The sequence below is a fragment of the Actinoallomurus iriomotensis genome (genome assembly GCF_030269445.1).
Lineage (GTDB): Bacteria > Actinomycetota > Actinomycetes > Streptosporangiales > Streptosporangiaceae > Actinoallomurus > Actinoallomurus iriomotensis.
The window spans coordinates 218,124-240,257 of the sequence record NZ_BSTJ01000008.1 but is presented as its reverse complement, the minus strand read 5'-3'; the positions used below and the strand labels follow the sequence as shown (position 1 = coordinate 240,257).

Sequence of the window (22,134 nt, the reverse complement as noted above, 5' to 3'; positions counted from 1 at the left end):
CGGCTTGGAGAACGCACGCGATTTATGACGGTTTCCTGACGGCATCGCGCGATCCATGGGCGTACGGCCCGGCGAGTGCTCGAATAGGAGACGTGAGCAGCGTGAGCAGCGAAGGATCACCGGTCGGGCGTCGTGTCGTCCTCGGCATGGTCGGTCTCGGTGCCCTCGGCGTCGCGACGGGCGCGTGGGTGCAGCGGGGCGTGAACCGCGCGCTCGGGCCGGTCGGCTCGGGGATCTCCGGCATCGTGCCGGCCGCCGGCGGGTTCCGGTTCTACACCGTGACCGGGCCGGTGAAGCGGATCGCGCCGGCCGACTACAACCTCAGGGTGCGCGGCCTGGTCGAGCGTCCGCGCTCGTACAGTTTCGCCGATCTTCAGCACGCGCTTCCGCAGACGCGGATGACCGACACGTTCCACTGCGTCACGGGCTGGAACGTGCCGAACGTCGCGTGGGAGGGCGTCGCGCTGCCGGACCTGCTCGACGCCGTCGGCGTACGGCCCGGCGCGAGGGGCGTGCGGTTCACCTCCTTCGACGGCACGTACACCGAGAGCCTCACGATGGAGCAGGCGCGCCGCCGCGACGTGATCGTGGCGACCGGCATGCTGGGCGGCCCGGTCAGCCACGACCACGGCGGTCCGGTGCGGATGTACGTCGCGCCGATGTACGGCTACAAGTCGACCAAGTGGCTGAGCGGCATCGAGGTGGTCGGCGACGTGCGGCCGGGCTACTGGGAGGAACGGGGCTACGACGTGGACGCCTGGGTTGGACGCTCGAACGGGTACACCTCGTGACCGAGCGCAGCGAGGGAACCAGAGAGCACAGTTCCCCCGGTCACTCCTCCGACGAAGGAGGGCCCGTGATCCAGGTGAGCCGGTTCGCGCGGTCGGTGCGGTGGGTCCACCACACGACGGCCCTGTTCATGCTGGCCTGCCTCGTGACCGGGGCGGTGCTGTACGTCCCGGCGTTCGCCGAGACGGTCGGGCACCGGCACCTGCTCCGTACGGTCCACGTCTACGCGGGGTTCGCGCTGCCGGTGCCGGCGCTGCTGGGCTGGGCGTCCCGGGCGTTCCGCGACGACCTGCGCCGGCTGAACCGCTTCTCCCCCGACGACTGGGCGTGGCTGCGCGGACGCGACCGCCGCGCCACCGCCGGCGGGCGCGGCATCCACCCGGTCGGCAAGTACAACGCGGGCCAGAAGCTGAACGCGGCGTTCGCGGGCGGCGCGATCCTGGTGATGCTCGGCACCGGTCTGATCATGACGTTCCCGCACCCGTGGCCCGACTCCTTCCGCGGCGGCGCGACGTTCGTGCACGACTGGCTGTTCGTCGCGACGGGGATCGTCGTGCTCGGCCATCTCTGGTACGCGCTGCGCGACCGCGGCGCGCTCGGCGGCATGTTCCTCGGGCACGTTCCGGAGGACTGGGCGGCGCGTCACCACCCGGCGTGGCTGGACGAGCGGAAGGGACGGGATCGTGTCGCCGGGAAGTCTTGACACCCCTGACGTCAGAGTCGAGATTCGGAGCCGACGCGCACGTACCCGGATCTTCTGTGGCGGGAGGGTGTCCGCATGCAATCGACGCAGCTCATCTCACGTCTGGACGTCTCACCGGCGATCGTGAGGCGGCTCTGCCGCGACTTCACCGAGCTCTCCCCCGAGACCGTCGAACGCTGTATCACGGACGTCGGTCTGCGCGGCCGGCATCTGGGCGTGGACCTGACCCCGGAGGTCGTCGAGTCCCTCGCACGCGAACACCTGGTGAGCATGGTGAAGTCCGAACCACCCTCCGCACGACGAGCCGAACCTTCTTCGGGCGAGTAGGGTAAGTGGCCGGACACCGGACCACTCCTCCCTCGGGCGCCGCTCCCGGCCGCGCCATGGGACGTATTGCGAAAAGGCACCCACGTGAGCGACCTGCGCGAGCCGCTGGATGCGCGAGCATCGCTGGGAGGGCGCATGAGCGAACCGACCGGCGTGCGCCCGTCCACACGTGGTGAGGTTGCATGACACGGCGCCGTGCACAACCTCCGGAAGCCGTGTTCCAGGAGATGCTCCGCGCCGCCCGCGAGCTGCTGGCCGTACGCAGTCCCCTCGACGCCGAGCTCATCGTGAGCGAGATGCTCGGCGCCTGGTGGGGCAAGCGGCTGCTGCACGACGACGTGGAGGAGCTCGTCGGCGAGGCCCTGGTCGACTACGCCGCGAAGGCCGGTACGCCGGCGGCGCTGGCGCTGCTCACCGGCATCGCCTATCTCGGCACGCCACGGCAGGCGGCCAAGGCCGAACGCGCCGCGTTGCCGCTCATGGAGGCGGGGGTCGCGCGGCCGGGCTGGGCCGGGCGCGTCGGCATGGTCGAGCCCGATGACTGCTACGTCTCCCGCGACGTCTACGGCGACCAGGACTCCATCGTCTGCACCTACACCTACGGCGGTGAGGAGCGGCACGCGCTCGTGGTCGTCATCGACCACAACGAACGCGGCATGGTGGTCGACGCGTGGGTGTCCTCGCAGGTGGAGAAGTTGCTCGGCTACTGCCGCCAGGAGGCCGAGGACAACCCCCTGATGCTCTTCGACCCGCTCCCGGCCAGCCGCGCCCGCGCGATGCTGGAGAAGGCCCTCGCGATCACCGACGACACCGAAGAACCGCCGGTCAAGGACACCTTCGGCTCCTACCACGCGTTCGTGCGCGCGCGGATCCGCGCGCTGCCGCCCGGCGGGCGGCGGCCCGCCCCGCCGGTGCACAGCCGCGACCGGCGCGCGACCATGGCGGCGCAGTTCCTCGCCTCCGACGAGGCCGAGGGACTGTCGGACCGCTCGGCCGCGAGCCGCTGCGTCGACCGGATCATCGACTACGGCTGCGATCACGACTTCGGCCGTCCGCTGCGCGTCAGCCCCATCAAGTGCGAGACGTTCTTGCTGCACTACCTGCCGCGCAAGGTCATGCTGTCCCCGGGCGAGCAGGACGCCATGCCGCACGTGCTGGCCGCATGGGTCCGCTGGGCGAGCCAGCGCACCCGCCTCCACGAGGAGGGCGTCCGCCAGACCCTCGACAAGGTCTGGGACATCACCGGCAAGTTCGCCGAGGCCTATCGCGACCCGACGACGTTCGGTCTCGACCGGGAGCTGGTCGAGCGGCTGCTGCCCGACGGCGACCTGGAGGCCCTCGCCCGCCGGGCGTTCGCCTTCCCGTTCCTGACCGCGGGCAACGCCGAGATCGACCTCACCCGGCTCGACCCGGCCGACGACCACGACCGGCACCGGCTGCTGGAGTTCGAGCACCCCGACCCGGACCGGGAGCACATCGAGGCGCACCTGCGCCTGGCCCGGCGCCTGTGGGACGGCGACCCGCCCCAGCTGTGGGGGATCGCCGAGTACCTCCTGGACAAGGGCCACGACCGCCACGACATCCTCCACCGGCTCATGGCGATCGTCGACGAGGTCGGCGACGACCCGCGCGCGCTGCGGGCCGCCCTGCGAGGCCTGCGCGACGAGGTCTGAGCGCACGGCGGGGATCCCCGATTCGGCCCGAATCATGGTAGAGACGTGACGTGCCCGTTCACCCCCGCACGGGCGTCCGGACATGCCGAAGGGACTCCCATGGCCGACAGCCTCTACCGTCCGCTCGGTGACGGTCGCTTCCAGGCGACCGAGCTGACCCAGGGGCCGTGGGATCCGCGGCACCAGCACGGCAGCCCGCCGGCGGCGCTGCTCACGCGTGAGCTCGAACGCACCGACCCGCAGCCCGACATGGCCGTCTCGCAGCTCGCCATCGACATCCTCGGGCCGATCCCGGTCGGCGAGGTCGTCGTGCACACCGAGGTCGTACGGCCCGGGCGGCGGGTGCAGTCCGTCGCCGCGGAGATGGTCGCCGACGGCCGCCCGGTCGCGTACGCGCGCGCCTGGCGCCTGCGGCGCGCCGACACCGAGGTGATCGCCTCCGAGACTGCGGCGCCGCGGTTCCCGCTGCCGGATGCCGCCCTGACCGAGTCGCCGCTGCCCGACTTCGGGTACTTCCACGCGCTGGAGTGGCGGTTCGCCGAGGGCGGCGTCCTGCTCAACGGGCCGGCCGTGCTGTGGACCCGGCTCGCCGTTCCGGTGCTGCCGGACGAGGAGCCCACGCCGCTGCAGCGGGTCGCCGGAGTCGCCGACACCGCCAGCGGCATCAGCTCCGAGCTGAGCTTCGCGGCGTACACGTTCTCGAACGTGGACTTCACCCTGCACCTGCTGCGGCCCCAGGCCGGCGAGTGGACCTGTCTCGACGCCGCCACGACGATCGGCCCGGCCGGAAGCGGCCTGTGCCGGACGCGGCTCTACGACGAGCGCGGTGACTTCGGCAGCGTGGCGCAGACGCTCTTCGTCGACCGGCGCGACTGACCGCCCGCAGCCGATTCGGCGCTCGCGGGCGGCCTGTCCGCGCTTGGATCGGGCATGACTGTGGCATGACCGCTCTCGAGCAACCCGGCATCCTCACCCCCTCCCAGGCGCGCGAGGTCTTCCGCACCGGCGAGGTGCCCGAGACCACGAGCGGCTGGTGCCGGGGACACGTCCAGGCGAACCTGCTCGCCGTGCCGCGCGACCTGGCCTTCGACGCGCTGCTGTTCGCCCTCCGCAACCCCGGGCCGTGCCCGCTCCTGGAGGTCACCGATCCCGGTGACCCGCACGCCCGCGAGATCGCCACCGCCGACCTGCGCACCGACCTGCCGGCGTACCGGGTGTACGAGCACGGGCGGCTCGTCGCCGAGGTCCCGGACGTCACCGAGTACTGGCGCGACGACCTGGTCGCGCTGCTGCTCGGTTGCAGCTTCACGTTCGAGACGGCGCTGGCCACGGCCGGCGTGCCGCTGCGCCACGTCGAGCAGGGCCGCAACGTGCCGATGTACGTCACCTCCCGGCCGTGCCGGCCGGCCGGGCGCCTGGCCGGGCCGCTCGTCGTCTCGATGCGGCCGGTGCCCGCCGGCCTCGTCACCACGGCCATCGAGATCACGGCGGGCCATCCTCTGGCGCACGGGGCGCCCGTGCACGTGGGCGACCCGGCCGAGCTGGGCATCGCGTCGCTCGACCGGCCCGACTTCGGGGACGCCGTGGAGTTCGCGGACGGCGACGTCTCGGTGTTCTGGGCCTGTGGCGTGACCCCGCAGGCCGTCGTGATGGCCTCGGAGGCGCCCTTCGTGATCACGCATTCGCCCGGCCGGATGCTCATCACGGACCGGTCGGATGAGAACCTGGCGCAATGATCGACTTGAACGCGGATCTGGGTGAGGGGTTCGGGCCGTGGCGGCTCGGCGACGACCTCGCCCTGCTGTCCATCGTCACCAGCGCGAACGTCGCCTGCGGCTTTCACGCGGGCGATCCGCTGATCATGCGGCGCACCTGTGCGGCGGCGGTGGAGCGGGGCGTGGCGATCGGCGCGCAGGTGTCCTACCGCGACCTGGCGGGGTTCGGCCGCCGGGAGATGGACGTCGCGCCGGAGGAACTGACCGCCGAGATCCTCTACCAGATCGCCGCGCTCGACGGCATCGCGCGCGCGGAGGGCGGCCGGGTCCGTTACGTCAAGCCGCACGGCGCGCTCTACAACCGCCTCGTTCGCGATCCCGCGCAGGCGGAGGCGGTGGCCGCGGCGGTCATCGCGTACGACCCGTCGCTGCCGCTGCTGACGCTGCCCGGTTCGGCGCTGCACGACGTCGGGGGCGTCACCGTGGTCGACGAGTGCTTCGCCGACCGCGCCTACAACCCCGACGGCACCCTGGTGTCCCGCCGCCGGCCCGGCGCGGTGATCGAGGACGAGCAGGAGGTCGCGGCCCGCGCCGTACGGATGGCGGTCGACGGCACGGTCGAGTCGATCGGCGGCTCGGTGGTACGCGTGGCCGCGCGGTCCATGTGCGTGCACGGTGACACGCCCGGCGCGGTCGGGCTGGCCAGGGCCGTCCGCACGACCATCGAACGCGCCGGCGTCCGCCTGGGGCCGTTCGCGTGAAGGTGCTCCGGGCGGGCGACGCCGCCCTGCTGGTCGAGACCGAGACGCCGCACCGGCTGCACGCCGCCGTCCGGGCGCTCGGCCGGACCGAGATCGTCGACGTCGTCCCGGGCGCCGGCACCGTGCTGGTGACGACCGCGCCGGGCACCGACCTCGGCCCGCTCGGCGCGCTGCTGGGCGACCTGCCGCTGCCGGAGACGAGTACGGCGGGCGGCGAGCCGCTGCGCGTGCCGGTCGTCTACGACGGCGCGGACCTGGACGAGGTCGCCGCGATCACCGGGCTGACCCGCGCGCAGGTCGTCGAGCGGCACGCGGCGGCCGAGTACGTCGTGGCGTACCTGGGGTTCTCCCCCGGGTTCGGCTACCTGACCGGCCTCGACGAGCGCCTGCACGTGCCGCGCCGCGACTCCCCGCGCACCGCGGTCCCGGCCGGGTCGGTGGCGATCGCCGGGCCGTACGGGGCGATCTATCCGTCGTCCTCGCCCGGCGGATGGCGGCTCCTCGGCCGTACGACGCTGCGGCTGTGGGATCCCGACCGTGAGCCGCCGTCGCTGCTCCAGCCCGGCACCCGGGTGCGTTTCGAGGCGCGCGCATGATCGAGGTCGTGCGCTCCGGGCCGCTCGCCACCGTCCAGGACCTGGGCCGCGCGGGCTACGCGCACCTGGGCGTGCCGCACTCGGGCGCGGCGGACCGGCCCAGCCTGTGCCTGGCGAACCGCCTGGTCGGCAACGACGAAGGGGCGGCCGGGCTCGAGCTGACGTTCGGGGGCGCCGCGCTGCGGTTCGACGCCGGGGCGTGGATCGCGGTCACCGGCGCGCCGCTGCCCGTACGGCCGGGGACGATGAACGCGCCGTTCCACGTCCCGGCCGGCACGGTGGTGGAGTTCGGCGCGCCGTCCTCGGGGGTGCGCACCTATGTCGCGGTCCGCGGCGGCGTCGAGGTGGAACCGGTGCTCGGCAGCCGCTCCACCGACGTGCTCTCGGGGCTCGGCCCGCCGCCGCTGTCCGCCGGCGACCGCCTGGGCCGCGGTCACGCGACGGGCCCGATCACCGTGGACGTCGCGCCGGTGCCGGAGCCGGAGACCGAGCCGGTGCTGCGGATCGCGCCCGGCCCGCGCGACGACTGGTTCGAGAGCCTGGAGCCGCTGACCCGCGCGGCGTACGAGGTGACGGCGCAGAGCAACCGCGTCGGCGTGCGGCTGGAGGGCCCGGCGCTGACCAGGCGCCGGGAGGGCGAACTGCCGAGCGAGGGCATGGTCACCGGCTCCCTGCAGGTGCCGCCGAACGGGCTGCCGATCATCTTCCTCGCCGACCATCCCACGACCGGGGGTTACCCCGTCGCGGCGGTGCTGGCCGCCGACGACGTGCCGCGCGCGGCCCAGCTACGGCCCGGCCAGCGCGTACGATTCCGCCTCACCGGGCCGTGACCGGCAGGGTCACCACGAGGCACCGTCCGCGCGCGGCCCTGCTACGGCCCGACCAGCACGTACGATTCCGCCTCACCAGGACGTGACCGGCAGGGTCACCACGAGGCACCGTCGATGTGCCGCGCCCGGCCCAACCGCGGGCCGGCCGGCGCGTACGGTCCCGCCTCACCGGGCCGTGACCGGCACAGTCACCACGAGGCGCCGTCGACGCGTCGTGTCTGGTGTGGAAGTTCGACGACGGTGACGTCGTTGGCGATGCGCAGGCCGGAGGCGGCCTCGCGGGCGACCGCCTCGATCAGCGCCCTGCGCCGGGCGGTGGCCACCTGTCCCCGCAGGACGACCACGTCCTCGCGGACGACGACGTCGATGCCGAACTCCACCGTGCGGGCATCGGAGGCGAGCCGGTCCCTGATGTGAACCGCGAGAGGATGCGAGGCGTTGTCGGTGGCCATGCGCCGCTCCCTTCCCGGGCTCATCGTCTTCCGCACGATGGCACAACCGGGCCGGTTCCGCGCTCCGGACCGAGAAAGGCACTGCAACTTTCACGCGCGACTCCGGCCTCGCCGTCTGTGCCCCGACGTACGCCCGTCAAACGCGCTCGCACCTGCGCCACACCCCTCAGCGGCGTTTCCCGCACGTTAATTCATCGTCGCGCAAATAGTAATAATTACCCCATTATTACGGCAATCCAGGCAGCCATCGCCGCAGCTCAGCAGGCGGATCATGTTTGAGCACTGCCGAGCGGTGCGACATGGGGTTGAGGCGGCGCATCGCGAACCGCGCCCGCCGGAAACGACCGCAGAATAGCTGATTTTGCCTAATCTGTGGCGAGTTTGGCGACATTGTCGCTGTGGCAAGGCTCTTCCGTAGGCCACCGCGTAGAGGAGCACTTTTGAGAATCGACATGGTCTCCGAGCACGCCAGCCCGCTCGCGACGCCCGGCGGCGTCGACGCCGGCGGGCAGAACGTCCACGTCGGCGCCCTCGCCACCGCGCTGGCGCGGCGCGGCCACGAGGTCACGGTGCACACCCGGCGCGACGACGTCGCGCTGCCGGACTCGGTCGGCTACGCGCCCGGCGTCACGGTGGAGCACGTACGGGCCGGGCCCGCGCGGCCGGTCGCCCGGGACGAGCTCCTGCCGCACATGGCCGAGTTCGCCGAGCGGCTGGCGCGGCGATGGGCCGTGGACCCGCCGGACGTCGTGCACGCGCACTTCTGGATGAGCGGGCTGGCGGCGATGGGCGGAGCACGGGACCTCGACGTCCCGGTGGTGCAGACGTTCCACGCGCTCGGCAGCGTCAAGCGCCGCTACCAGCGGGACGCGGACACCAGCCCGCCCCAGCGGCTCCGCGTCGAGGCCCAGGTGGGCCGGGACGCCGCCGCGGTGATCGCCACGTGCGCGGACGAGGTACGGGAGCTGGAGTCCTACGGCGTCCCGCCCGGCGCGGTCCACGTGGTGCCGTGCGGGGTCGACGTCGAGCGCTTCCGCCCCGACGGGCCGGTCGCCCCGCGCGGGGACCGGCCGCGCCTGCTCACGACCGGCCGCCTCGTGCCGCGCAAGGGCGTGGACACCGTCATCGAGGCGCTGTGCCACGTGCCGGACGCGGAGCTGGTCGTGGCCGGCGGCCCCGGCCACGCGGACCTGGGACGCGATCCCGAGGCGCTGCGGCTGCGGCGCCTGGCGCTGGCGCGGGGCGTCGCCGACCGGGTGCTGTTCACCGGCGCGGTCCGGCACGACGACATGCCGGCGCTGATCCGCTCCGCCGACGTCGTCGTGTCCGTGCCCTGGTACGAGCCGTTCGGGATCACGGCGATCGAGGCCATGGCGTGCGGCGTGCCGGTGATCGTCTCCTCGGTCGGCGGCCACCTGGACACGGTCGTCGACGGGGTGACCGGCCTGTACGTCCCGCCGCTGGTGCCGAGCGCCCTGGCCGGGCGGCTGCGGCGGCTGCTGACCGACCCCCGCCTGGGCCCGTCCCTGGCGGCCGCGGCCGCGGTGCGGGCGCGCGAACGGTACTCCTGGAGCCGGATCGCGGCCGAGACGGAGACGGTCTACAACCGCGTGATCGACGGCCGGGCGGACGCGATGGCCACGACCGGCGACGCACGATCGTGAGCCTCCCGGCGGCAGGCCCGGGCCGCGGCGCTCACGAAGGCCGGTGTGAGACGTTCCCGGTCTCGTGCCGGTCCGTGCGCCGTGCGGGGCGGTGCGTCCGGTGCGGCGGGTACAGCCAGCCGCGGAACGCGCGGCTCAGCCCCGGCATGAACGCGTACGTGAGCGTGGGCACGACGACGAGGGGGAACAGCGCGGCGCGGAGCGGCAGCGGCCAGCTCTGCGTCCACGGCGCGACGAGCCCCTGGAAGAAGAGGCTGAGCGGGTAGACCGCCAGGAGGGTGACCAGCACCATCTTCGTACGCGCCGGCGGAGGCACCGCCTCGCCCGGCAGACTGAACCAGGTCTCCAGGCCCGTGGTGTGGTGACGGTGCTCCTTGGCGATGCCATCGAGCCGCTCCAGCCACTCGTCGCGCTCGTCGGAGTTCATCCAGGCGTCCAGGCGCTCCTCGTCGACGAAGTTGAGCACCGTGTAGTAGCGGTGCCGCGACCCCTCCGCGCGCAGCCAGGTCGCCCCGCGGTGACCAGGGAAGTCCGTCGCGGTGTCGTTGACGCCGTGCGCCCACGTCTCGAACTCCGCCTCGCGGCCCGGGGTGACGTCCCAGGTGAACACGACGGTGGCAGGGTGGGCATCCTGCTCGGAACCGTTCATTCGGGTCACTCTCACCGCTCACGCGGCGTCGAAACCGCGGGCAGGTCAGTGCACGTTGATGAGCGCGACGCCGACGACGACCACGCCGGCGGCGGCGAACCGCGGCAGGCCCATCCGCTCGCGGAAGAAGACCGCTCCGATGACGGCACCACTGATCACGCCGGTCTCCCGCAGGGCCGCGACGGCGGCGAGCGCCCCGCGCGTCTGCGCCCACACGACGATGCCGTAGCCGAGCACGGAGATCAGGCCGCCGGGCAGGCCGAGCCGCCACTGGGCGGCGACGCCGCGCCACACGGCCGCCCCGCGCGCCAGGTACACCCAGGCGACGACCGGCGGGCCCATGCAGAAGAAGAGCCATCCGCTGTAGCCGACGGCCGTGCCCGCGTGCCGTACGCCGACGCCGTCGATCAGGGTGTACCCGGCGATCGAGACGCCGGTGAGGAGCGCGGCGCCGATGGCGCCGGCCTGCCGCCGCGACACCCCGCCCGCGAACGCCAGGGCGCCGAGACCGCCGCAGACCGCCGCGACGCCCGCGAGCTGGAAGACGGAGAGGCTCTCCCCGAGTGTCGTGGCGGCGACGAACGCCACGATCAACGGCCCGGTGCCGCGGGCGAGCGGATAGACCTGGTTGAAGTCGCCCAGCTCGTACGAGCGGGCGAGCAGGGCCGTGTAGACGACGTGCAGCGCGACGGAGGCGGCGATCCAGGGCCACGAGGCGCGCGCCGGCGTCCCGGCCGCGAGCACCATGAGCAGCCCGGCCGCGCCCTGGGCGGTGCCGATGAGGGCGAACCCGGCGTACCGGTCGGGCGCCGCCTTGGCCAGGGCGTTCCAGGTGGCGTGCAGGACACCGGCGAAGATGACGGCGAGGGCGGGGACGAGGGGAAAGGCGTGGCTCACGGCTCCAGCTCAACGGACGCGCGCCCGGCCGGGTAGAGATTTAGCTCTCGTCTGAATCGTCGAAAGCGCCGGTCCGCCTGCCGGACGGCGGGCGGATGATGGGGCGATGACGTTGTCGACGGCGTTCACGGAGTTGTTCGGTGTGCGGCATCCGATCGCGCTCGCACCGATGGGCGGGTCGGCCGGCGGGGCGCTCGCGGCGGCCGTCTCTCGCGGCGGCGGGCTCGGGATGCTCGGCGGTGGGCGAGGCGATCGGACCTGGCTGGACCGCGAGCTGCCGATCGTCGCCGAGAGCACGGACGGACCGTGGGGCGTCGGTTTCCTGGCCTGGTCGGCCGACGCCGGGGCGGTCGAGCGGGCGCTGGAGTACGGCCCCCGCGCGGTGATGCTGTCCTTCGGCGACCCGGGCCCGTTCGCGGAACTCATCCGCCGGGCGGGGGCGGCGCTGGTCGTCCAGGTCACCGATCTGGAGGAGGCCAGGCGGGCCGTGGACCTGGGCGCCGACGTCATCGTCGCCCAGGGCACCGAGAGCGGCGGGCACGGGGCCCGGCACGGACGGTCCACCCTGCCGTTCGTACCGGTCGTGGTGGATCTGGCGGCGCCGGTGCCGGTGCTGGCGGCCGGCGGGATCGCCGATGGCCGCGGCGTGGCGGCGGCGCTGGCCCTGGGCGCGGCCGGGGCGCTCATCGGCACCCGGTTCCAGGCCACCGCCGAGGCCGTGGTCGCCCCCTCCATCAGCAAGGCGATCGTCGAGGGCGGCGCGGAGGACACCGAGCGCAGCAGCGTGCTGGACATCGTCCGCGGCTCCCCCTGGCCCGCGAAGTACACCGCCCGCACCCTCGGCCATCCTCACCTCGACCGATGGCGCGGCCGGGAGGCCGAACTCGCCGCCGACCCCTCCGCGAGACAGGACTACCGGGACGACGTCGCACGCGGCGCCGTTCCCCCGCTGCCGGTGTGGGCCGGCGAGGCCGTCGACCTCATCACCGACCTGCCCTCGGCGGCCGATCTCGTGACCGCTCTGGCCACCGAGGCCGAGCAGGCACTGGCCCGGGCGGGCCGGCGTTGATCCGGACCGCTCGGGTGGCAGATCTCGAACGGCGTCCGCTGCTGTTCCTCGACGTCGACGGGCCTCTCATTCCGTTCGGCGCGGGGCCGTACCCCGTCCATCCGGCGGATCGCCCCGAACCCCATCCGCTGCTGACCAGGATCGATCCCGCACACGGGCCCCGGCTGGCGGCGCTGCCCTGCGAGCCGGTGTGGGCGACGACGTGGATGGACGACGCCAACGAGTGCGTCGGCCCGCGGCTCGGCCTGCCGCGGCTGGCCGTGGTCGCCTGGCCCGAGCCCTCCGACCTCGACGAGCGGGACGAGCGCGACGGCCTGCACTGGAAGACCCGCACGCTCGTCGCCTGGGCGGCGGGGCGCGCCTTCGCCTGGGTGGACGATGAGATCACCGACGCCGACCGCGCCTGGGTGGCCGCCCGGCATCCAGGGCGGTCCCTGCTGCGTCGCGTCGATGCCCGGGTGGGCCTGGACGACGACTACCGCGCGCTGGAGGAGTGGTCGCACGGGGCGTGACCCTGCGCCGGGCTACGACGGCGGGGTCGCGCCCCGGCGCACCAGGTCCAGCAGCCGGCGGGACCGCGAGTCTCCCGTGCCGGTCAGGGCGATGCCGTTGGCGAGCGCCAGCAGGTCGGCCGCGTCCACCCCGGGCCGTACCGTCCCGGACCGCCGCGCCCGGTCCAGAAGGGCCTCGGCGGTGGTGCGCATCGACTCGTGCCAGCCGTCGAACAGCTCCGAGCGCCGGCCGGCGCGGTCGTCGGTGAGGGCCAGCGCCAGCTCTCGCTTGGTCGCGACGTGCGCCACGAACGCCTCCAGCCAGGTGAACAGCGCGTCGCCCGGCGGGTCCGCCGCCAGCAGCGCCTCGCCGCGCGCGCACAGCTCCGTCACCTCATCGGAGTAGACGGCGATGAGGAGTTCCTCGCGCGTCGGGAAGTGCCGGTACATCGTGGCGTTGCCGACCCCGGCCCGGCGCGCGACCTCGTCCAGGGGCGCGCCGGCGCCCCGTTCGGCGAAGACCTCCTTGGCGGCGGCCAGCAGCAGGTCGTGGTTGCGCCGGGCGTCGGCCCGGCGCGGCCGGCCTCCCGGCTCGGCGGCCTGACGTGGCGGCATGGCCCTCCCTTGCTAACCGGGGTACTCCCCGGTTAATTTACCGTGAGCAGCGAAACGGGGAGTTCCCCGGTTATCCGCAGTGTTGTCGCGAGGAGGAGAACGATGACGGATGTCACCCCCGGACCGGGCGAGGTCCACCGGCGCGTGGTCGGGATGTACGACGAGGTCCTCGCCGGGCGGCTCGACGAGGCGCTCGCGCTGATCGACCCGGACGTGGTCGACCACCGCGGCGGGTCCTCCGGCGACCACCACGGCATCGAGGCCTGGCGGCGCAAGTGGGAGGGGTTCGGCCGGGGCGGCGCCTTCCACGACGTCTCGGTGACGATCGAGCAGAACGTCGTGGCCGGCGACACCTCGGTCAACCGCTACACCACCCGCGGCACGCACACCGCCTCCGGGCGACGCTACGAGGTCCTCGGCATGGACATGGTCCGCGTACGGAACGGCCGCATCGTCGAGCACTGGGCCCTGCGCGACTCCGACGCCATCCGCCACCAGCTCGGCCAGGACACCTGACCCCCGGATACCGTTCCTGACATGAGCGAGCGGAGCGAGCGAATCGAGAGCACGGCGCGCCTCGCCGCTCCTCCGACGAAGGAGGACTCATGAGCGAGCGAATCAGAAACACAGCGTGCCTGATCACTCCTCCGACGAAGGAGGGCTCATGAGTGCGTTCGACTCGCTTGTGGGGCTGTCCGTCGGTGACGCGTTCGGGGCCCAGTTCTTCGCCACGGAGAACCGGCCGCTGCTGCTCGACGAGACCGCGCTGCCGGCACCGCCCTGGCCCTGGACCGACGACACCGAGATGGCCTGCAACCTCCTCGACGTCCTGTGGCGCCACGGGCAGGTCGAGCGCGACGCGCTCGCGGCGGCGTTCGCCGAACGCTACGACCCCTACCGCGGTTACGGGCCCGGCACCGTCGTCCTGCTCCGCGCGCTGCGCGACGGCGAGCACTGGCGGTCCGCCACGACGGCGCAGTTCGGCGGGCGCGGGTCGATGGGCAACGGCGCGGCGATGCGCGTCGCGCCGCTCGGCGCGTACTACCCCGGCGACCCGGCGCGCGCCGCCCTGGAGGCCACCGCCTCGGCCGTCGTCACGCACGCTCACCCCGAGGGTGTGGCCGGCGCGGTCGCGGTGGCCGTCGCCGCCTCCTGTGCCGCGAGCGGCGACGCCGCCGGACTGATCGAGACGGTCCTCGCCCACACACCGCCGGGCCTGGTCCACGACGGCGTACGGCGGGCCGCCGGTCTGCTGGACCGCACGCGGGAGGAGGCCGCGTACGAGCTCGGCAACGGCGCCCGCGTCCTGGCGCAGGACACCGTGCCGTTCTGCGTCTGGGCCGCCGTGCGCCATCTCGGCGACTACGAACGGGCCGTACGCGACTGCGTCGCCGTCGGCGGTGACATCGACACGACCGCCGCCATCACGGGCGGCATCGTGGCCGCCGGCACCGGAGCGGAGGGGGTGCCGCGCGCCTGGCGCGACGCCCGTGAGCCGCTGCCCGGGTGGCTCCCCACCGGCGAGCCGGGATGATCGAGCTGGACCTGGACGTCGAGGACCTCGTCGGCATGCGGTTCGCCGTGTCTCCCCTGATGGAGACGGTGATGAGCCTGCGCACCCCGCTGCTGCCGACCTACTTCGTGCTGCAGATGCCCTGGTGGCGACGGGTCGAGAAGGACGTGGCCCACCTCGACATGCGGCCGCTGGCCTCGCTCGTCGGCGTACGGCGCTGGGTGCCGGACTTCCTCACGCCCCGGCCCGAGGTCCCGGTCCCGGACTTCGAGGACGAGCTCGAGATCGTCCGCCGGACGCCGCCGGAGAAGGTGGCCGCCGACATCCGGCGCGCCCACGCGGGCCGTCCGGTGCCCTCGATCCTCCGGCTGGACGAGCCGGCGCGGCTCCGCGACCGGCTCGCCGACCTGCTCCGGGAGTACTGGGAGACGGCGCTGGCCCCGTACTGGACGCGCATGCGCGGAGTGCTGGAGGCCGACATGCTCTACCGGGCCCGGCAGTTCACCCGTGGCGGCGCCCGGCTGCTGTTCGCCGACCTGCACCCGGCCGTGCGCTGGGAGGCCGGCGTGCTGCGCCTGGACGTGCCCGCGATCGACTACCGGGTCGACGTCACCGGCCGCGGGCTGTGCCTGATGCCGTGCCTGTTCGTCCGGAGCACGGCGCCGCCGATCAGCGCGGACGAGCCGCCCTCGCTCGCCTACCCGGCACGCGGCATCGCGACGCTCTGGGAGACCGAGCGGCCGACCGGCGGCGAGGCGATCGTCGCGCTCATCGGCCGCCGCAAGGCGACGCTGCTCGGCTGCCTGGACCGGCCGGCCTCGACGCTGGACCTGGCCGAGCGGCTCGGGGTCACGCCCGGAGCGGTCTCCCAGCACCTGAGCGTCCTGCACGGCGCCGGACTCGTCACCCGCGCACGCGTCGGCCGGGTCGTGCTGTACGCGCGCAGCGAGCTGGGCTCCCGCCTCCTCGCCAGGTGACCGCCTTCAGGGCTCCCACGGCCGCGACTCCGGCCAGCGAGCAGCCCCCCTACCTGAGGTGAACGAGCGGCGCGCCGATGACCGGCCTCAGGACGCGGTCGTGGTCTCCTGCGGTCGCGACTCCAGCCACGGGGCGGCACGCTCACGGTCGAGCAGTTCGGGCCGGCGCAGCTGGCCGAGCATGAGGTGGACGAGCGGCGCGGCGTCCCGCGTCCAGGCGTAGCACTGGTGCGCCGAGCCGCACTGGGTCGCCGCGCGGCTCTGCGCCACCGCGACGATCTCCGGCGCGTCGGCGCGGATCTGCTCGACGTCGGCGGCCGGGTCCGCCAGCGGCACGCCCGCCCGCTCGGCGACGGCACCGATGTCGGACAACTCGCCGTGCAGCCACTCCCACGGCGTGGCCTTGACGGCGTCGGCCCAGTTGCGCTCGCACGGCTCGACGCCGTCGAAGCGGGGATGGAAGTGCGCGGCCTCGAACGCCCCCGGCGTGCCGTCGACGCGGTCGAACAGGTCGGCACGCCACACCGGCCGGTCGGCCACGATCCGCTGCGCCGCGGACTCGCTGCCGCGGAGCGGCTGCGGCTCACGCAGCCGCAGCTCCAGCCGTACGCCGTGCTCGAGATGACTGTCCTTGGGACTCACCTCGAACCAGTGCCGGACCAGGATCGCTGTGTCGTTGTAGACGAAGGCGTGCAGCACCTGACCACCCCTTGATCACCATCCGGACACCCCGCGGCGACCCGCCCCGGGCACCGGATCACGAAGAACCGGCAGAGCGTTCTCTACCCTCCCAGAGGACTCATTAGTCGGACAAACCACTCTCTCATCCATCTGCTTGACAGTTGTCATCCAACTGATTGATTGATTAGCATCGCCCGCATGTCGGCACGAAGGGCGCCATCGCCGGAGGATCGCGGGAAGACGGCCGAACGGACGCGGGAGCGGATCCTCGACGCCGCCGTGGCCGAGTTCGGGGCCAAGGGGTACGCGGGCGCCCGCACCGCCGGGATCGCCGCGCGTGCGGGCGTCAACCAGCAGCTGATCTCGTACTACTTCGGCGGCAAGCAGGGCCTGCTCACTGAGTTGTGCCGCCGCCGGCAGCAGGCCGAGTCCTCGATGGTGTCCCCGGACGCCTCGTTCGAGGAATCGGTCGCCGCGTACCTGGACGCGATTCTCGACCATCCCGACTGGGCCCGGCTGGTGATCTGGCAGGCGCTGGGCGACCGCCCGTTCACCGACGCCGAGGAGGACGAGCGGTTCGCGGAGGCCCGGCGGTCCACGACGGCGAAGGCGTTGGAGCGCATCCGCCGCCGGCAGCGGGCCGGTGAGGTCACCGGTGAGATCGATCCCGCCTTCGCGCTCCTGGTCGCGTACGCCGTGGTCCTCTCACCGATCACGATGCCGCAGTTCGTACGTGACATCTTCGGCGAAGACCCGCTGGCGCCATCCGTCCGGCACCGGCTCCACGAGCAACTGGTCAAGCTCCTCGGCACCGCCGAGGGTTAGGAGGATTCAGTGGTCACGGTCGTCTTCGGTGCCCGAGGGAACGTGGGCCGCCATGTCGCCGACGGCCTGCTCGCCGCGGGCGAGCGGGTACGGGCGACGAGCCGCACCCCCGAGGCGGCGGGCCTCTCGCCACACGTGGAGGTCGTGGCCGCCGACCTGGAGCGTCCGGAGACGCTGCCCGCCGCCCTGGAGGGCGCTGAGAAGGTGTTCCTCTACGCCAAGCCGGACGGCGTTCAGGGCTTCGTCGAGGCCGCCGGGTCGGCGGGCGTCCGGCATCTGGTCCTGCTGTCGTCGGCGGCGATCGTGGCCGACGACGCCGAGCGGAACCCGATCGCCCAGGCGCACCGCACCGTGGAGCTGGCGATCGAACGGTCCGGCATCGACTGGACGTTCATCCGCCCGGGGATGTTCGCCACGAACACCCTGTGGTGGTGGCGCACGTCGATCCGCACCGAGGGCGTCGTCCGCACCCCGTACCCGGAGGCGCAGACAGCACCGATCCATGAGAAGGATCTCGCCGCGCTCGCGGTGGCCGCGCTGACCGAACCCGGCCACCAAGGGCAGTCCTACACCGTGTACGGGCCGGAGTCGCTCACCCTGCGGCGGCAGGTCCAGCACATCGGCGACGCCATCGGCCGGGACGTCCGCCTCGACGTGGTCTCCGCCGAGGAGGCGCGGGCCGAGCTGAGCCGGACCATCCCCCCGATCGGCGTCGAGACCTTCCTCCGCCTGTGGGCGGCCCGCGACGGCAAGCCGGCCGAGACCTCGGCGACCGTCCAGGAGGTCACCGGCCGTCCCGCACGCACCTTCGCCGAGTGGGCGCAGGACCACGCCGGCGACTTTCGCTGAGACCGTCAGGCGCGGCGCTGGGCGAACTCGGCGTACGCCGAGCGGACGTCCTCGGCGGTCAGCGTGGTGAGGTCGGCGGTCGTGGCGTCCGAGCCGAGCGAGGCGATCCGCAGGTCGCGGAAACCGCACGCCTTCTCGTACAGCGAGCGCACGAAGCGGCCGTTGCCCAGCTCGTCGATGCGCCCCTGCCCGCGTACGTGCTGGAAGACGCCGGCGAGGTCGTCGAGCGCGTCCTCCTCCCACGAGTCGCCGGCCGAGGCCGCCAGGCTCACCGCGATCTCCAGCAGCTCGTCGGGCGTGTAGGAGGGGAACGCGACGCGCTCGGAGAACCGCGAGGCGAGGCCGGGGTTGGAGCGCAGGAACCGGTCCATGTCGGCGTCGTAACCGGCCAGGATGACGACCAGCCGGTCACGGTCGTCCTCGGCCCGCTTCAGCAGCGTCTGCACGGCCTCGACGCCGAACGCGTCGCCTCCGGCGTACCCGGGGTTGACCAGGGAGTACGCCTCGTCGATGAACAGCACGCCGCCCAGCGCCGAGTCGATCACCTTGTTGGTCTTCAGCGCCGTCGAGCCCAGGTGCTCCCCCACCAGGTCGGCGCGCTGCGCCTCGACCACCTCGGGCCGGGCGAGCAGGCCCAGCGCGGCGAAGATGCGGCCGAGGACGCGGGCGACCGTGGTCTTGCCGGTGCCGGGCGGCCCGGCGAAGACGAAGTGGCGCATCGGCGGATGGGTGGCCAGACCCTGTTCTTGCCGGAGCTGCGCCACGCGCAGCTGGGCCGTGATGGCGTGCACCTGCCGTTTCACCGGTTCGAGGCCGATCATCGCGTCGAGGCCGGCGAGCGCCTCCTCCAGCGTCGGCGTCTCGGCGTAACCGCGATAGCGCTCGGTCACCTCGGCGAACGCCAGCTCGATGTCGGCGGCGCCGATCGTGACGAGCTCGTCAGGCGTCGGCTCGGGCGCCTTCTCGGCGCTCCGCGCCCCGTGCCGCCAGCCGCCGCCGACGATCCGCACGTCGCGGGCCCGCGCCGCGCCCTCGATCAGGGAGCGGACGAAGCGGCCGTTGCCCAGCTCGTCGACGATGCCACGCCGGCTGACCTCCTCGAACCGCGCCCAGAGGGTGGGCGCCGCGTCCGGGCCGAGGCGGTCGCCGCGCAGCGTGGCGTGGTATTCGGCGATCTGGAGCAGCTCGGGCGGGTCGTACCGGGGGAAGCTCACCCGCGTGCCGAACCGGGAGGCCAGGCCGGGGTTGGAGGACAGGAACGTGTCCATCTCCTCCTCGTACCCGGCCAGGATGATCACGACGTTCTCACGGTCGTCCTCGGCCCGTTTCAGCAGCGTCTGCACGGCCTCGTTGCCGAACCGGTCGGGTTGCCCGTCCGTGCCGCCCACCAGGCCGTACGCCTCGTCGATGAACAGGACGCCGCCGAGCGCCCGGTCGACCAGCTCGTTGGTCTTGATGGCGGTGGCACCCAGGTACTCGCCGACGAGGTCGGCGCGTTGTGCCTCGACGACCTCGGGTGACGGCAGCAGTGCGAAGGCGTAGAAGATCTTGGCGACGACGCGGGCCACGGTGGTCTTGCCGGTGCCCGACGGGCCGACGAACACGAAGTGCCGCATCGGCTTCTCGGCGGCGAAGCCGGCCTCCGCGCGCATCCGCGCCGCCTCGATCGACGCCGCGATGGCGCGGACCTGCCGCTTCACCGGCTCCAGGCCGATCATGGCCTCCAGCTCGGCGAGCGCCTCGTTCACCGAGATCTGCGGGACCTCCTCGACGGCGCGCCCGTGCGCCGGAGGGGCGTACTCCTCCGGCTCCTGGTAGTCCTCCTGCGCCCAGCCGGTGTCGTATGCCTCGGCCGGCACGATGCGCCGCGCCTGCCACCAGCGATAGCACAGCACGACCAGCGCGGTCGCCCAGGCGGGCGCGGCGTTCAGCTGGGGGAAGGGGTGTGCGAGGGCGGCGGCCACGATGCCGGCGAGGGCGAAGGCGGCCAGGGCCGTACGCCACGGGGCGTACGCGCGAATGCGGTGGGCGAGGAAGGCCGTCGGGAGGGCGAGGGCGGCCAGGAAGACGGCCTCGTGGCCGCCGGGCGGGTAGAGGCGGCTGAGCGGGAGGATCACGGCCAGCCAGCACATGACGACGAACGCCGTCGCCATGCCGCTGGGCGAGCGTAGGGTGAAGTCGATGACGAGCAGGATCGTGGCCGCGAAGACGACCGTCGTGAGCAGCGGCCAGCCGGTGACGACGGCGACCGCCGCCGCGCCGACCACCAGCACGAGAAACGTCAGCCGCCGCACACCCGCTTGAATCTGGAAATAACGCCAGCGTGCGCGTTCGAACACATCGCGCGCGATCTGCGGGTGCGATCGGGATCTGCCGAACGGTCGCATCGCCCTCCCCTCACGCCTGCAGACGTGTATAGCGCAGGTTCACCATGTAATGGCAGAACCTATTGTCTGGCGTGCCCCCATCAAGACGGTTACCGCCCGGCGACAATACGCGGGATTCGGGGCCGGTCTCAAAGTTCGCATCCGTGGAACAGCGGGACTTTGAGCCGGGGTGGTGGGGCCTGGCTAGGCTCCGACCAGCCGATCGGCCAGCTTCTTGTCCTTGGCGACCCGCACCAGCGCGGAGGCGAGACGGGCGAGTTCGCGGTCGCCGACGAGTTCGGCGAGGCGTTTCGGATCGGTGGGCAGGCCGAGACGGTCGGCGCCCTTGAGCGCGAGCGCGTCGAACGACGGACGCAGCCACGGCCACACCGCCTGGGCCTCGCGGCAGAAGATCTCGGCGCCGACCGGACCGATGCCGGGGAACTCCTGGAGCGCCTCCCGGGCCCGGTCGGCGTCACGCCCGACGTTCTGCGGCAGTCTGCGCAGGTCACCGGCGTAGTCCTCCATCACCTTGTCGGCCATGTCGCCGAGCCGGGTGGAGGTGCTCTCGTCATAACGCACATAGTGCGCGCGGCCCAGTGCGTCGACGCGTCCCTGCCAGCCGAGCTTCGCCAGGCCGCGTGGCGTGCCGCCGCCGGCCTCGAACAACTCGCGCGCCGCCGCCACCGCGATCTCCGCGTTGATGCGGGTGCTGAGGAGATTCGTGAGTACCAGGAGCTTGAAAAGGGCCGCCGGCTGGTCCTTGAGGGTGATTCCGGCGTCCTCCGCATAGGTATGGCCCGCTTCGGAGAGCAACGTCTTGGTCGTCTTGTCCATGGGCCACCTCCACTTATGGCGGGCAGGTACGCATTTCCTTACCCCGTGAAGGACCGTCTTAGTGCGGGGACACGGACCGAGTAGCGTTCGAGCAGCTCGGCGTTGCGCTCGTCGCCGCCCGGAACGTTGGCGCTGACCCACAGCGGCAGGTCCGCGCGGTCGGCCATCCGCGCCAGCAGCAGGTTCCACAGGTACACGCACGCCAGCGACGACAGGGCCGCCGTACGCGGCGCCTCGGCCGGGTAGGACACGTCGCCGGGCGGGACGAGCGTGTCGATGACCAGGTCGGCGACCTCGCCGAGCTTCACGCCGGCGCGCGCGGGCGCCGCCGCCATCGACGGGCCGGACACGAACGCGATCACCGGCAGGCCGTACGAGCGGGCCGCGCCGGCCAGTTCGACCGGGTAGGGGTTCGCGCCGCTGTTGGAGAAGATCACCACGACGTCGCCGGGCCGGGGCGCGGCCGCCTCCATGATCGGCCCGGCCAGGCCGGACCGGCGTTCCGCCTCGGTCGCGGGCCACGCGCCGTGCAGCGGTGAGATCTCCGGCGCGTACAGCGGATGCACGCAGGCCAGGCCGCCGGCGCGGAAGAAGCCTTCGAGCACCATCGCGAGCGAGTGGCCGGATCCGCCGACGTGGACGAGGCCGCCGCCGGTCACGGCCGGGAGAAGGAGTCCGGCCGCCTGGTCGAGCGCGTCGGCGTTGTGCCGCTCGACGAGGTCGAGATGTTCCTGCATCCAGTTCACGAAAGATCGGTTTACCAGGTACGGCGCCGCGTTCCACGCACCCAGGACATTTGTCCTGCTTAGAAGCGGATGGACCGCCATTCCCGGCTTCTCCGCCACGTCCTAGGGT

General features: G+C 73.0%; 25 protein-coding genes. 17 read left to right on the top strand and 8 right to left on the bottom strand.

Features of this window, described 5'->3' with window-relative positions; translation table 11 throughout:
* Nucleotides 1–101: 101 nt before the first annotated feature.
* From QSK37_RS30710 to QSK37_RS30670, 9 genes are all read left to right on the top strand, one after another.
* On the top strand, nucleotides 102–791 hold the full coding sequence (locus tag QSK37_RS30710) for a molybdopterin-dependent oxidoreductase (RefSeq protein WP_285628120.1): 690 nt from the start codon (nucleotides 102–104) through the stop codon (nucleotides 789–791).
* Between the two features lie 65 nt (nucleotides 792–856).
* Complete coding sequence (locus tag QSK37_RS30705; RefSeq protein ID WP_285628117.1) at nucleotides 857–1,492, top strand: cytochrome b/b6 domain-containing protein; 636 nt, start codon at nucleotides 857–859, stop codon at nucleotides 1,490–1,492.
* 75 nt (nucleotides 1,493–1,567) lie between these two features.
* Entirely contained in the window at nucleotides 1,568–1,819 is a 252-nt protein-coding gene (locus QSK37_RS30700; RefSeq protein WP_285628115.1) for a hypothetical protein, read from the top strand.
* Nucleotides 1,820–2,001: 182 nt separating this feature from the next.
* Nucleotides 2,002–3,492 carry a hypothetical protein gene (locus QSK37_RS30695; RefSeq protein ID WP_285628112.1) on the top strand — a complete coding sequence of 497 codons (1,491 nt, stop codon included), beginning with the start codon at nucleotides 2,002–2,004 and terminating at the stop codon, nucleotides 3,490–3,492.
* Nucleotides 3,493–3,591: 99 nt separating this feature from the next.
* Nucleotides 3,592–4,368: a thioesterase family protein gene (locus tag QSK37_RS30690; RefSeq protein ID WP_285628111.1), complete on the top strand. Its 777-nt coding sequence runs from the start codon at nucleotides 3,592–3,594 to the stop codon at nucleotides 4,366–4,368.
* A 65-nt stretch (nucleotides 4,369–4,433) separates the two neighbouring features.
* Entirely contained in the window at nucleotides 4,434–5,228 is a 795-nt protein-coding gene (locus QSK37_RS30685; protein WP_285628109.1) for a putative hydro-lyase, read from the top strand.
* Nucleotides 5,225–5,968, top strand: coding sequence for a LamB/YcsF family protein (locus QSK37_RS30680; protein ID WP_285628106.1), 744 nt, complete (start codon nucleotides 5,225–5,227; stop codon nucleotides 5,966–5,968). The genes QSK37_RS30685 and QSK37_RS30680 overlap by 4 nt, the downstream gene beginning before the upstream one ends.
* Nucleotides 5,965–6,564 (top strand): 5-oxoprolinase subunit PxpB, encoded by a 600-nt coding sequence (gene pxpB, locus QSK37_RS30675; protein ID WP_285628104.1) that lies wholly within the window; start codon nucleotides 5,965–5,967, stop codon nucleotides 6,562–6,564. Before QSK37_RS30680 ends, pxpB begins: the two co-directional genes overlap by 4 nt.
* Nucleotides 6,561–7,394: a 5-oxoprolinase subunit C family protein gene (locus QSK37_RS30670; protein ID WP_285628101.1), complete on the top strand. Its 834-nt coding sequence runs from the start codon at nucleotides 6,561–6,563 to the stop codon at nucleotides 7,392–7,394. Before pxpB ends, QSK37_RS30670 begins: the two co-directional genes overlap by 4 nt.
* A 188-nt stretch (nucleotides 7,395–7,582) precedes the next feature.
* Here the strand turns inward: QSK37_RS30670 and QSK37_RS30665 are convergent, their stop codons facing one another.
* Nucleotides 7,583–7,846, bottom strand: a complete 264-nt coding sequence (locus QSK37_RS30665) for a BON domain-containing protein (protein WP_285628098.1) — start codon at nucleotides 7,844–7,846, stop codon at nucleotides 7,583–7,585.
* A 440-nt stretch (nucleotides 7,847–8,286) separates the two neighbouring features.
* Between QSK37_RS30665 and QSK37_RS30660 the strand changes: the two genes are divergently transcribed.
* Nucleotides 8,287–9,510, top strand: coding sequence for a glycosyltransferase (locus QSK37_RS30660; RefSeq protein ID WP_285628095.1), 1,224 nt, complete (start codon nucleotides 8,287–8,289; stop codon nucleotides 9,508–9,510).
* A gap of 31 nt (nucleotides 9,511–9,541) precedes the next feature.
* Here QSK37_RS30660 and QSK37_RS30655 read toward each other — a convergent pair whose 3' ends face one another.
* Together QSK37_RS30655 and QSK37_RS30650 are read right to left on the bottom strand one after the other, a co-directional pair.
* Nucleotides 9,542–10,159 (bottom strand): antibiotic biosynthesis monooxygenase, encoded by a 618-nt coding sequence (locus QSK37_RS30655; RefSeq protein WP_285628092.1) that lies wholly within the window; start codon nucleotides 10,157–10,159, stop codon nucleotides 9,542–9,544.
* A 45-nt stretch (nucleotides 10,160–10,204) separates the two neighbouring features.
* Entirely contained in the window at nucleotides 10,205–11,056 is an 852-nt protein-coding gene (locus QSK37_RS30650) for a DMT family transporter (RefSeq protein WP_285628089.1), read from the bottom strand.
* Between the two features lie 106 nt (nucleotides 11,057–11,162).
* Between QSK37_RS30650 and QSK37_RS30645 the strand changes: the two genes are divergently transcribed.
* Both QSK37_RS30645 and QSK37_RS30640 read left to right on the top strand, forming a co-directional pair.
* A complete protein-coding gene (locus QSK37_RS30645; RefSeq protein ID WP_285628086.1) occupies nucleotides 11,163–12,125 on the top strand; it encodes an NAD(P)H-dependent flavin oxidoreductase in 963 nt (320 codons plus the stop codon).
* A 14-nt stretch (nucleotides 12,126–12,139) separates the two neighbouring features.
* On the top strand, nucleotides 12,140–12,637 hold the full coding sequence (locus QSK37_RS30640; protein WP_285628084.1) for an HAD domain-containing protein: 498 nt from the start codon (nucleotides 12,140–12,142) through the stop codon (nucleotides 12,635–12,637).
* 12 nt (nucleotides 12,638–12,649) lie between these two features.
* Here the strand turns inward: QSK37_RS30640 and QSK37_RS30635 are convergent, their stop codons facing one another.
* Nucleotides 12,650–13,231: a TetR/AcrR family transcriptional regulator gene (locus QSK37_RS30635; RefSeq protein WP_285628081.1), complete on the bottom strand. Its 582-nt coding sequence runs from the start codon at nucleotides 13,229–13,231 to the stop codon at nucleotides 12,650–12,652.
* 102 nt (nucleotides 13,232–13,333) lie between these two features.
* Here QSK37_RS30635 and QSK37_RS30630 point away from each other — a divergent pair, with 102 nt between their 5' ends.
* The 3 genes from QSK37_RS30630 to QSK37_RS30620 all read left to right on the top strand — a co-directional run bounded on the left by QSK37_RS30630 (nucleotide 13,334) and on the right by QSK37_RS30620 (nucleotide 15,721).
* Nucleotides 13,334–13,747, top strand: a complete 414-nt coding sequence (locus tag QSK37_RS30630; protein WP_285628078.1) for an ester cyclase — start codon at nucleotides 13,334–13,336, stop codon at nucleotides 13,745–13,747.
* A 148-nt stretch (nucleotides 13,748–13,895) separates the two neighbouring features.
* The gene (locus QSK37_RS30625; RefSeq protein ID WP_285628075.1) at nucleotides 13,896–14,765 is read left to right on the top strand and encodes an ADP-ribosylglycohydrolase family protein; all 870 of its coding nucleotides are present in this window, start codon (nucleotides 13,896–13,898) and stop codon (nucleotides 14,763–14,765) included.
* Complete coding sequence (locus tag QSK37_RS30620; protein ID WP_285628072.1) at nucleotides 14,762–15,721, top strand: ArsR family transcriptional regulator; 960 nt, start codon at nucleotides 14,762–14,764, stop codon at nucleotides 15,719–15,721. The genes QSK37_RS30625 and QSK37_RS30620 overlap by 4 nt, the downstream gene beginning before the upstream one ends.
* An 87-nt stretch (nucleotides 15,722–15,808) precedes the next feature.
* Here QSK37_RS30620 and QSK37_RS30615 read toward each other — a convergent pair whose 3' ends face one another.
* The gene (locus tag QSK37_RS30615) at nucleotides 15,809–16,420 is read right to left on the bottom strand and encodes a hypothetical protein (protein ID WP_285628070.1); all 612 of its coding nucleotides are present in this window, start codon (nucleotides 16,418–16,420) and stop codon (nucleotides 15,809–15,811) included.
* A 180-nt stretch (nucleotides 16,421–16,600) separates the two neighbouring features.
* On the opposite strand from QSK37_RS30615, the gene QSK37_RS30610 reads away from it, so the two are divergent.
* Both QSK37_RS30610 and QSK37_RS30605 read left to right on the top strand, forming a co-directional pair.
* Nucleotides 16,601–17,227: a TetR/AcrR family transcriptional regulator gene (locus QSK37_RS30610; RefSeq protein ID WP_285628067.1), complete on the top strand. Its 627-nt coding sequence runs from the start codon at nucleotides 16,601–16,603 to the stop codon at nucleotides 17,225–17,227.
* Nucleotides 17,228–17,236: 9 nt separating this feature from the next.
* Nucleotides 17,237–18,076, top strand: coding sequence for an NAD(P)H-binding protein (locus QSK37_RS30605; protein WP_285628064.1), 840 nt, complete (start codon nucleotides 17,237–17,239; stop codon nucleotides 18,074–18,076).
* Nucleotides 18,077–18,081: 5 nt separating this feature from the next.
* Here QSK37_RS30605 and QSK37_RS30600 read toward each other — a convergent pair whose 3' ends face one another.
* From QSK37_RS30600 to QSK37_RS30590, 3 genes are all read right to left on the bottom strand, one after another.
* The gene (locus tag QSK37_RS30600; protein ID WP_285628061.1) at nucleotides 18,082–20,370 is read right to left on the bottom strand and encodes an AAA family ATPase; all 2,289 of its coding nucleotides are present in this window, start codon (nucleotides 20,368–20,370) and stop codon (nucleotides 18,082–18,084) included.
* Nucleotides 20,371–20,646: 276 nt separating this feature from the next.
* Nucleotides 20,647–21,279 carry an HhH-GDP family DNA glycosylase gene (locus tag QSK37_RS30595; RefSeq protein ID WP_285628058.1) on the bottom strand — a complete coding sequence of 211 codons (633 nt, stop codon included), beginning with the start codon at nucleotides 21,277–21,279 and terminating at the stop codon, nucleotides 20,647–20,649.
* Between the two features lie 38 nt (nucleotides 21,280–21,317).
* Nucleotides 21,318–22,106 carry a sugar isomerase domain-containing protein gene (locus tag QSK37_RS30590; protein ID WP_285628056.1) on the bottom strand — a complete coding sequence of 263 codons (789 nt, stop codon included), beginning with the start codon at nucleotides 22,104–22,106 and terminating at the stop codon, nucleotides 21,318–21,320.
* Nucleotides 22,107–22,134: the final 28 nt, after the last annotated feature.

What these genes read in the sequence shown, in the direction of transcription:
- QSK37_RS30685 (WP_285628109.1), top strand. Translation starts at nt 4,434, where the DNA reads ATGACCGCTCTCGAGCAACCCGGCATCCTCACCCCCTCCCAGGCGCGC.
- QSK37_RS30630 (WP_285628078.1), top strand. Translation starts at nt 13,334, where the DNA reads ATGACGGATGTCACCCCCGGACCGGGCGAGGTCCACCGGCGCGTGGTC.
- QSK37_RS30700 (WP_285628115.1), top strand. Translation starts at nt 1,568, where the DNA reads ATGCAATCGACGCAGCTCATCTCACGTCTGGACGTCTCACCGGCGATC.
- QSK37_RS30625 (WP_285628075.1), top strand. Translation starts at nt 13,896, where the DNA reads ATGAGTGCGTTCGACTCGCTTGTGGGGCTGTCCGTCGGTGACGCGTTC.
- QSK37_RS30670 (WP_285628101.1), top strand. Translation starts at nt 6,561, where the DNA reads ATGATCGAGGTCGTGCGCTCCGGGCCGCTCGCCACCGTCCAGGACCTG.
- QSK37_RS30665 (WP_285628098.1), bottom strand. Translation starts at nt 7,846, where the DNA reads ATGGCCACCGACAACGCCTCGCATCCTCTCGCGGTTCACATCAGGGAC.
- QSK37_RS30635 (WP_285628081.1), bottom strand. Translation starts at nt 13,231, where the DNA reads ATGCCGCCACGTCAGGCCGCCGAGCCGGGAGGCCGGCCGCGCCGGGCC.
- QSK37_RS30690 (WP_285628111.1), top strand. Translation starts at nt 3,592, where the DNA reads ATGGCCGACAGCCTCTACCGTCCGCTCGGTGACGGTCGCTTCCAGGCG.
- QSK37_RS30645 (WP_285628086.1), top strand. Translation starts at nt 11,163, where the DNA reads ATGACGTTGTCGACGGCGTTCACGGAGTTGTTCGGTGTGCGGCATCCG.
- QSK37_RS30620 (WP_285628072.1), top strand. Translation starts at nt 14,762, where the DNA reads ATGATCGAGCTGGACCTGGACGTCGAGGACCTCGTCGGCATGCGGTTC.
- QSK37_RS30655 (WP_285628092.1), bottom strand. Translation starts at nt 10,159, where the DNA reads ATGAACGGTTCCGAGCAGGATGCCCACCCTGCCACCGTCGTGTTCACC.
- QSK37_RS30595 (WP_285628058.1), bottom strand. Translation starts at nt 21,279, where the DNA reads ATGGACAAGACGACCAAGACGTTGCTCTCCGAAGCGGGCCATACCTAT.
- QSK37_RS30680 (WP_285628106.1), top strand. Translation starts at nt 5,225, where the DNA reads ATGATCGACTTGAACGCGGATCTGGGTGAGGGGTTCGGGCCGTGGCGG.
- QSK37_RS30590 (WP_285628056.1), bottom strand. Translation starts at nt 22,106, where the DNA reads ATGGCGGTCCATCCGCTTCTAAGCAGGACAAATGTCCTGGGTGCGTGG.
- QSK37_RS30610 (WP_285628067.1), top strand. Translation starts at nt 16,601, where the DNA reads ATGTCGGCACGAAGGGCGCCATCGCCGGAGGATCGCGGGAAGACGGCC.
- QSK37_RS30695 (WP_285628112.1), top strand. Translation starts at nt 2,002, where the DNA reads ATGACACGGCGCCGTGCACAACCTCCGGAAGCCGTGTTCCAGGAGATG.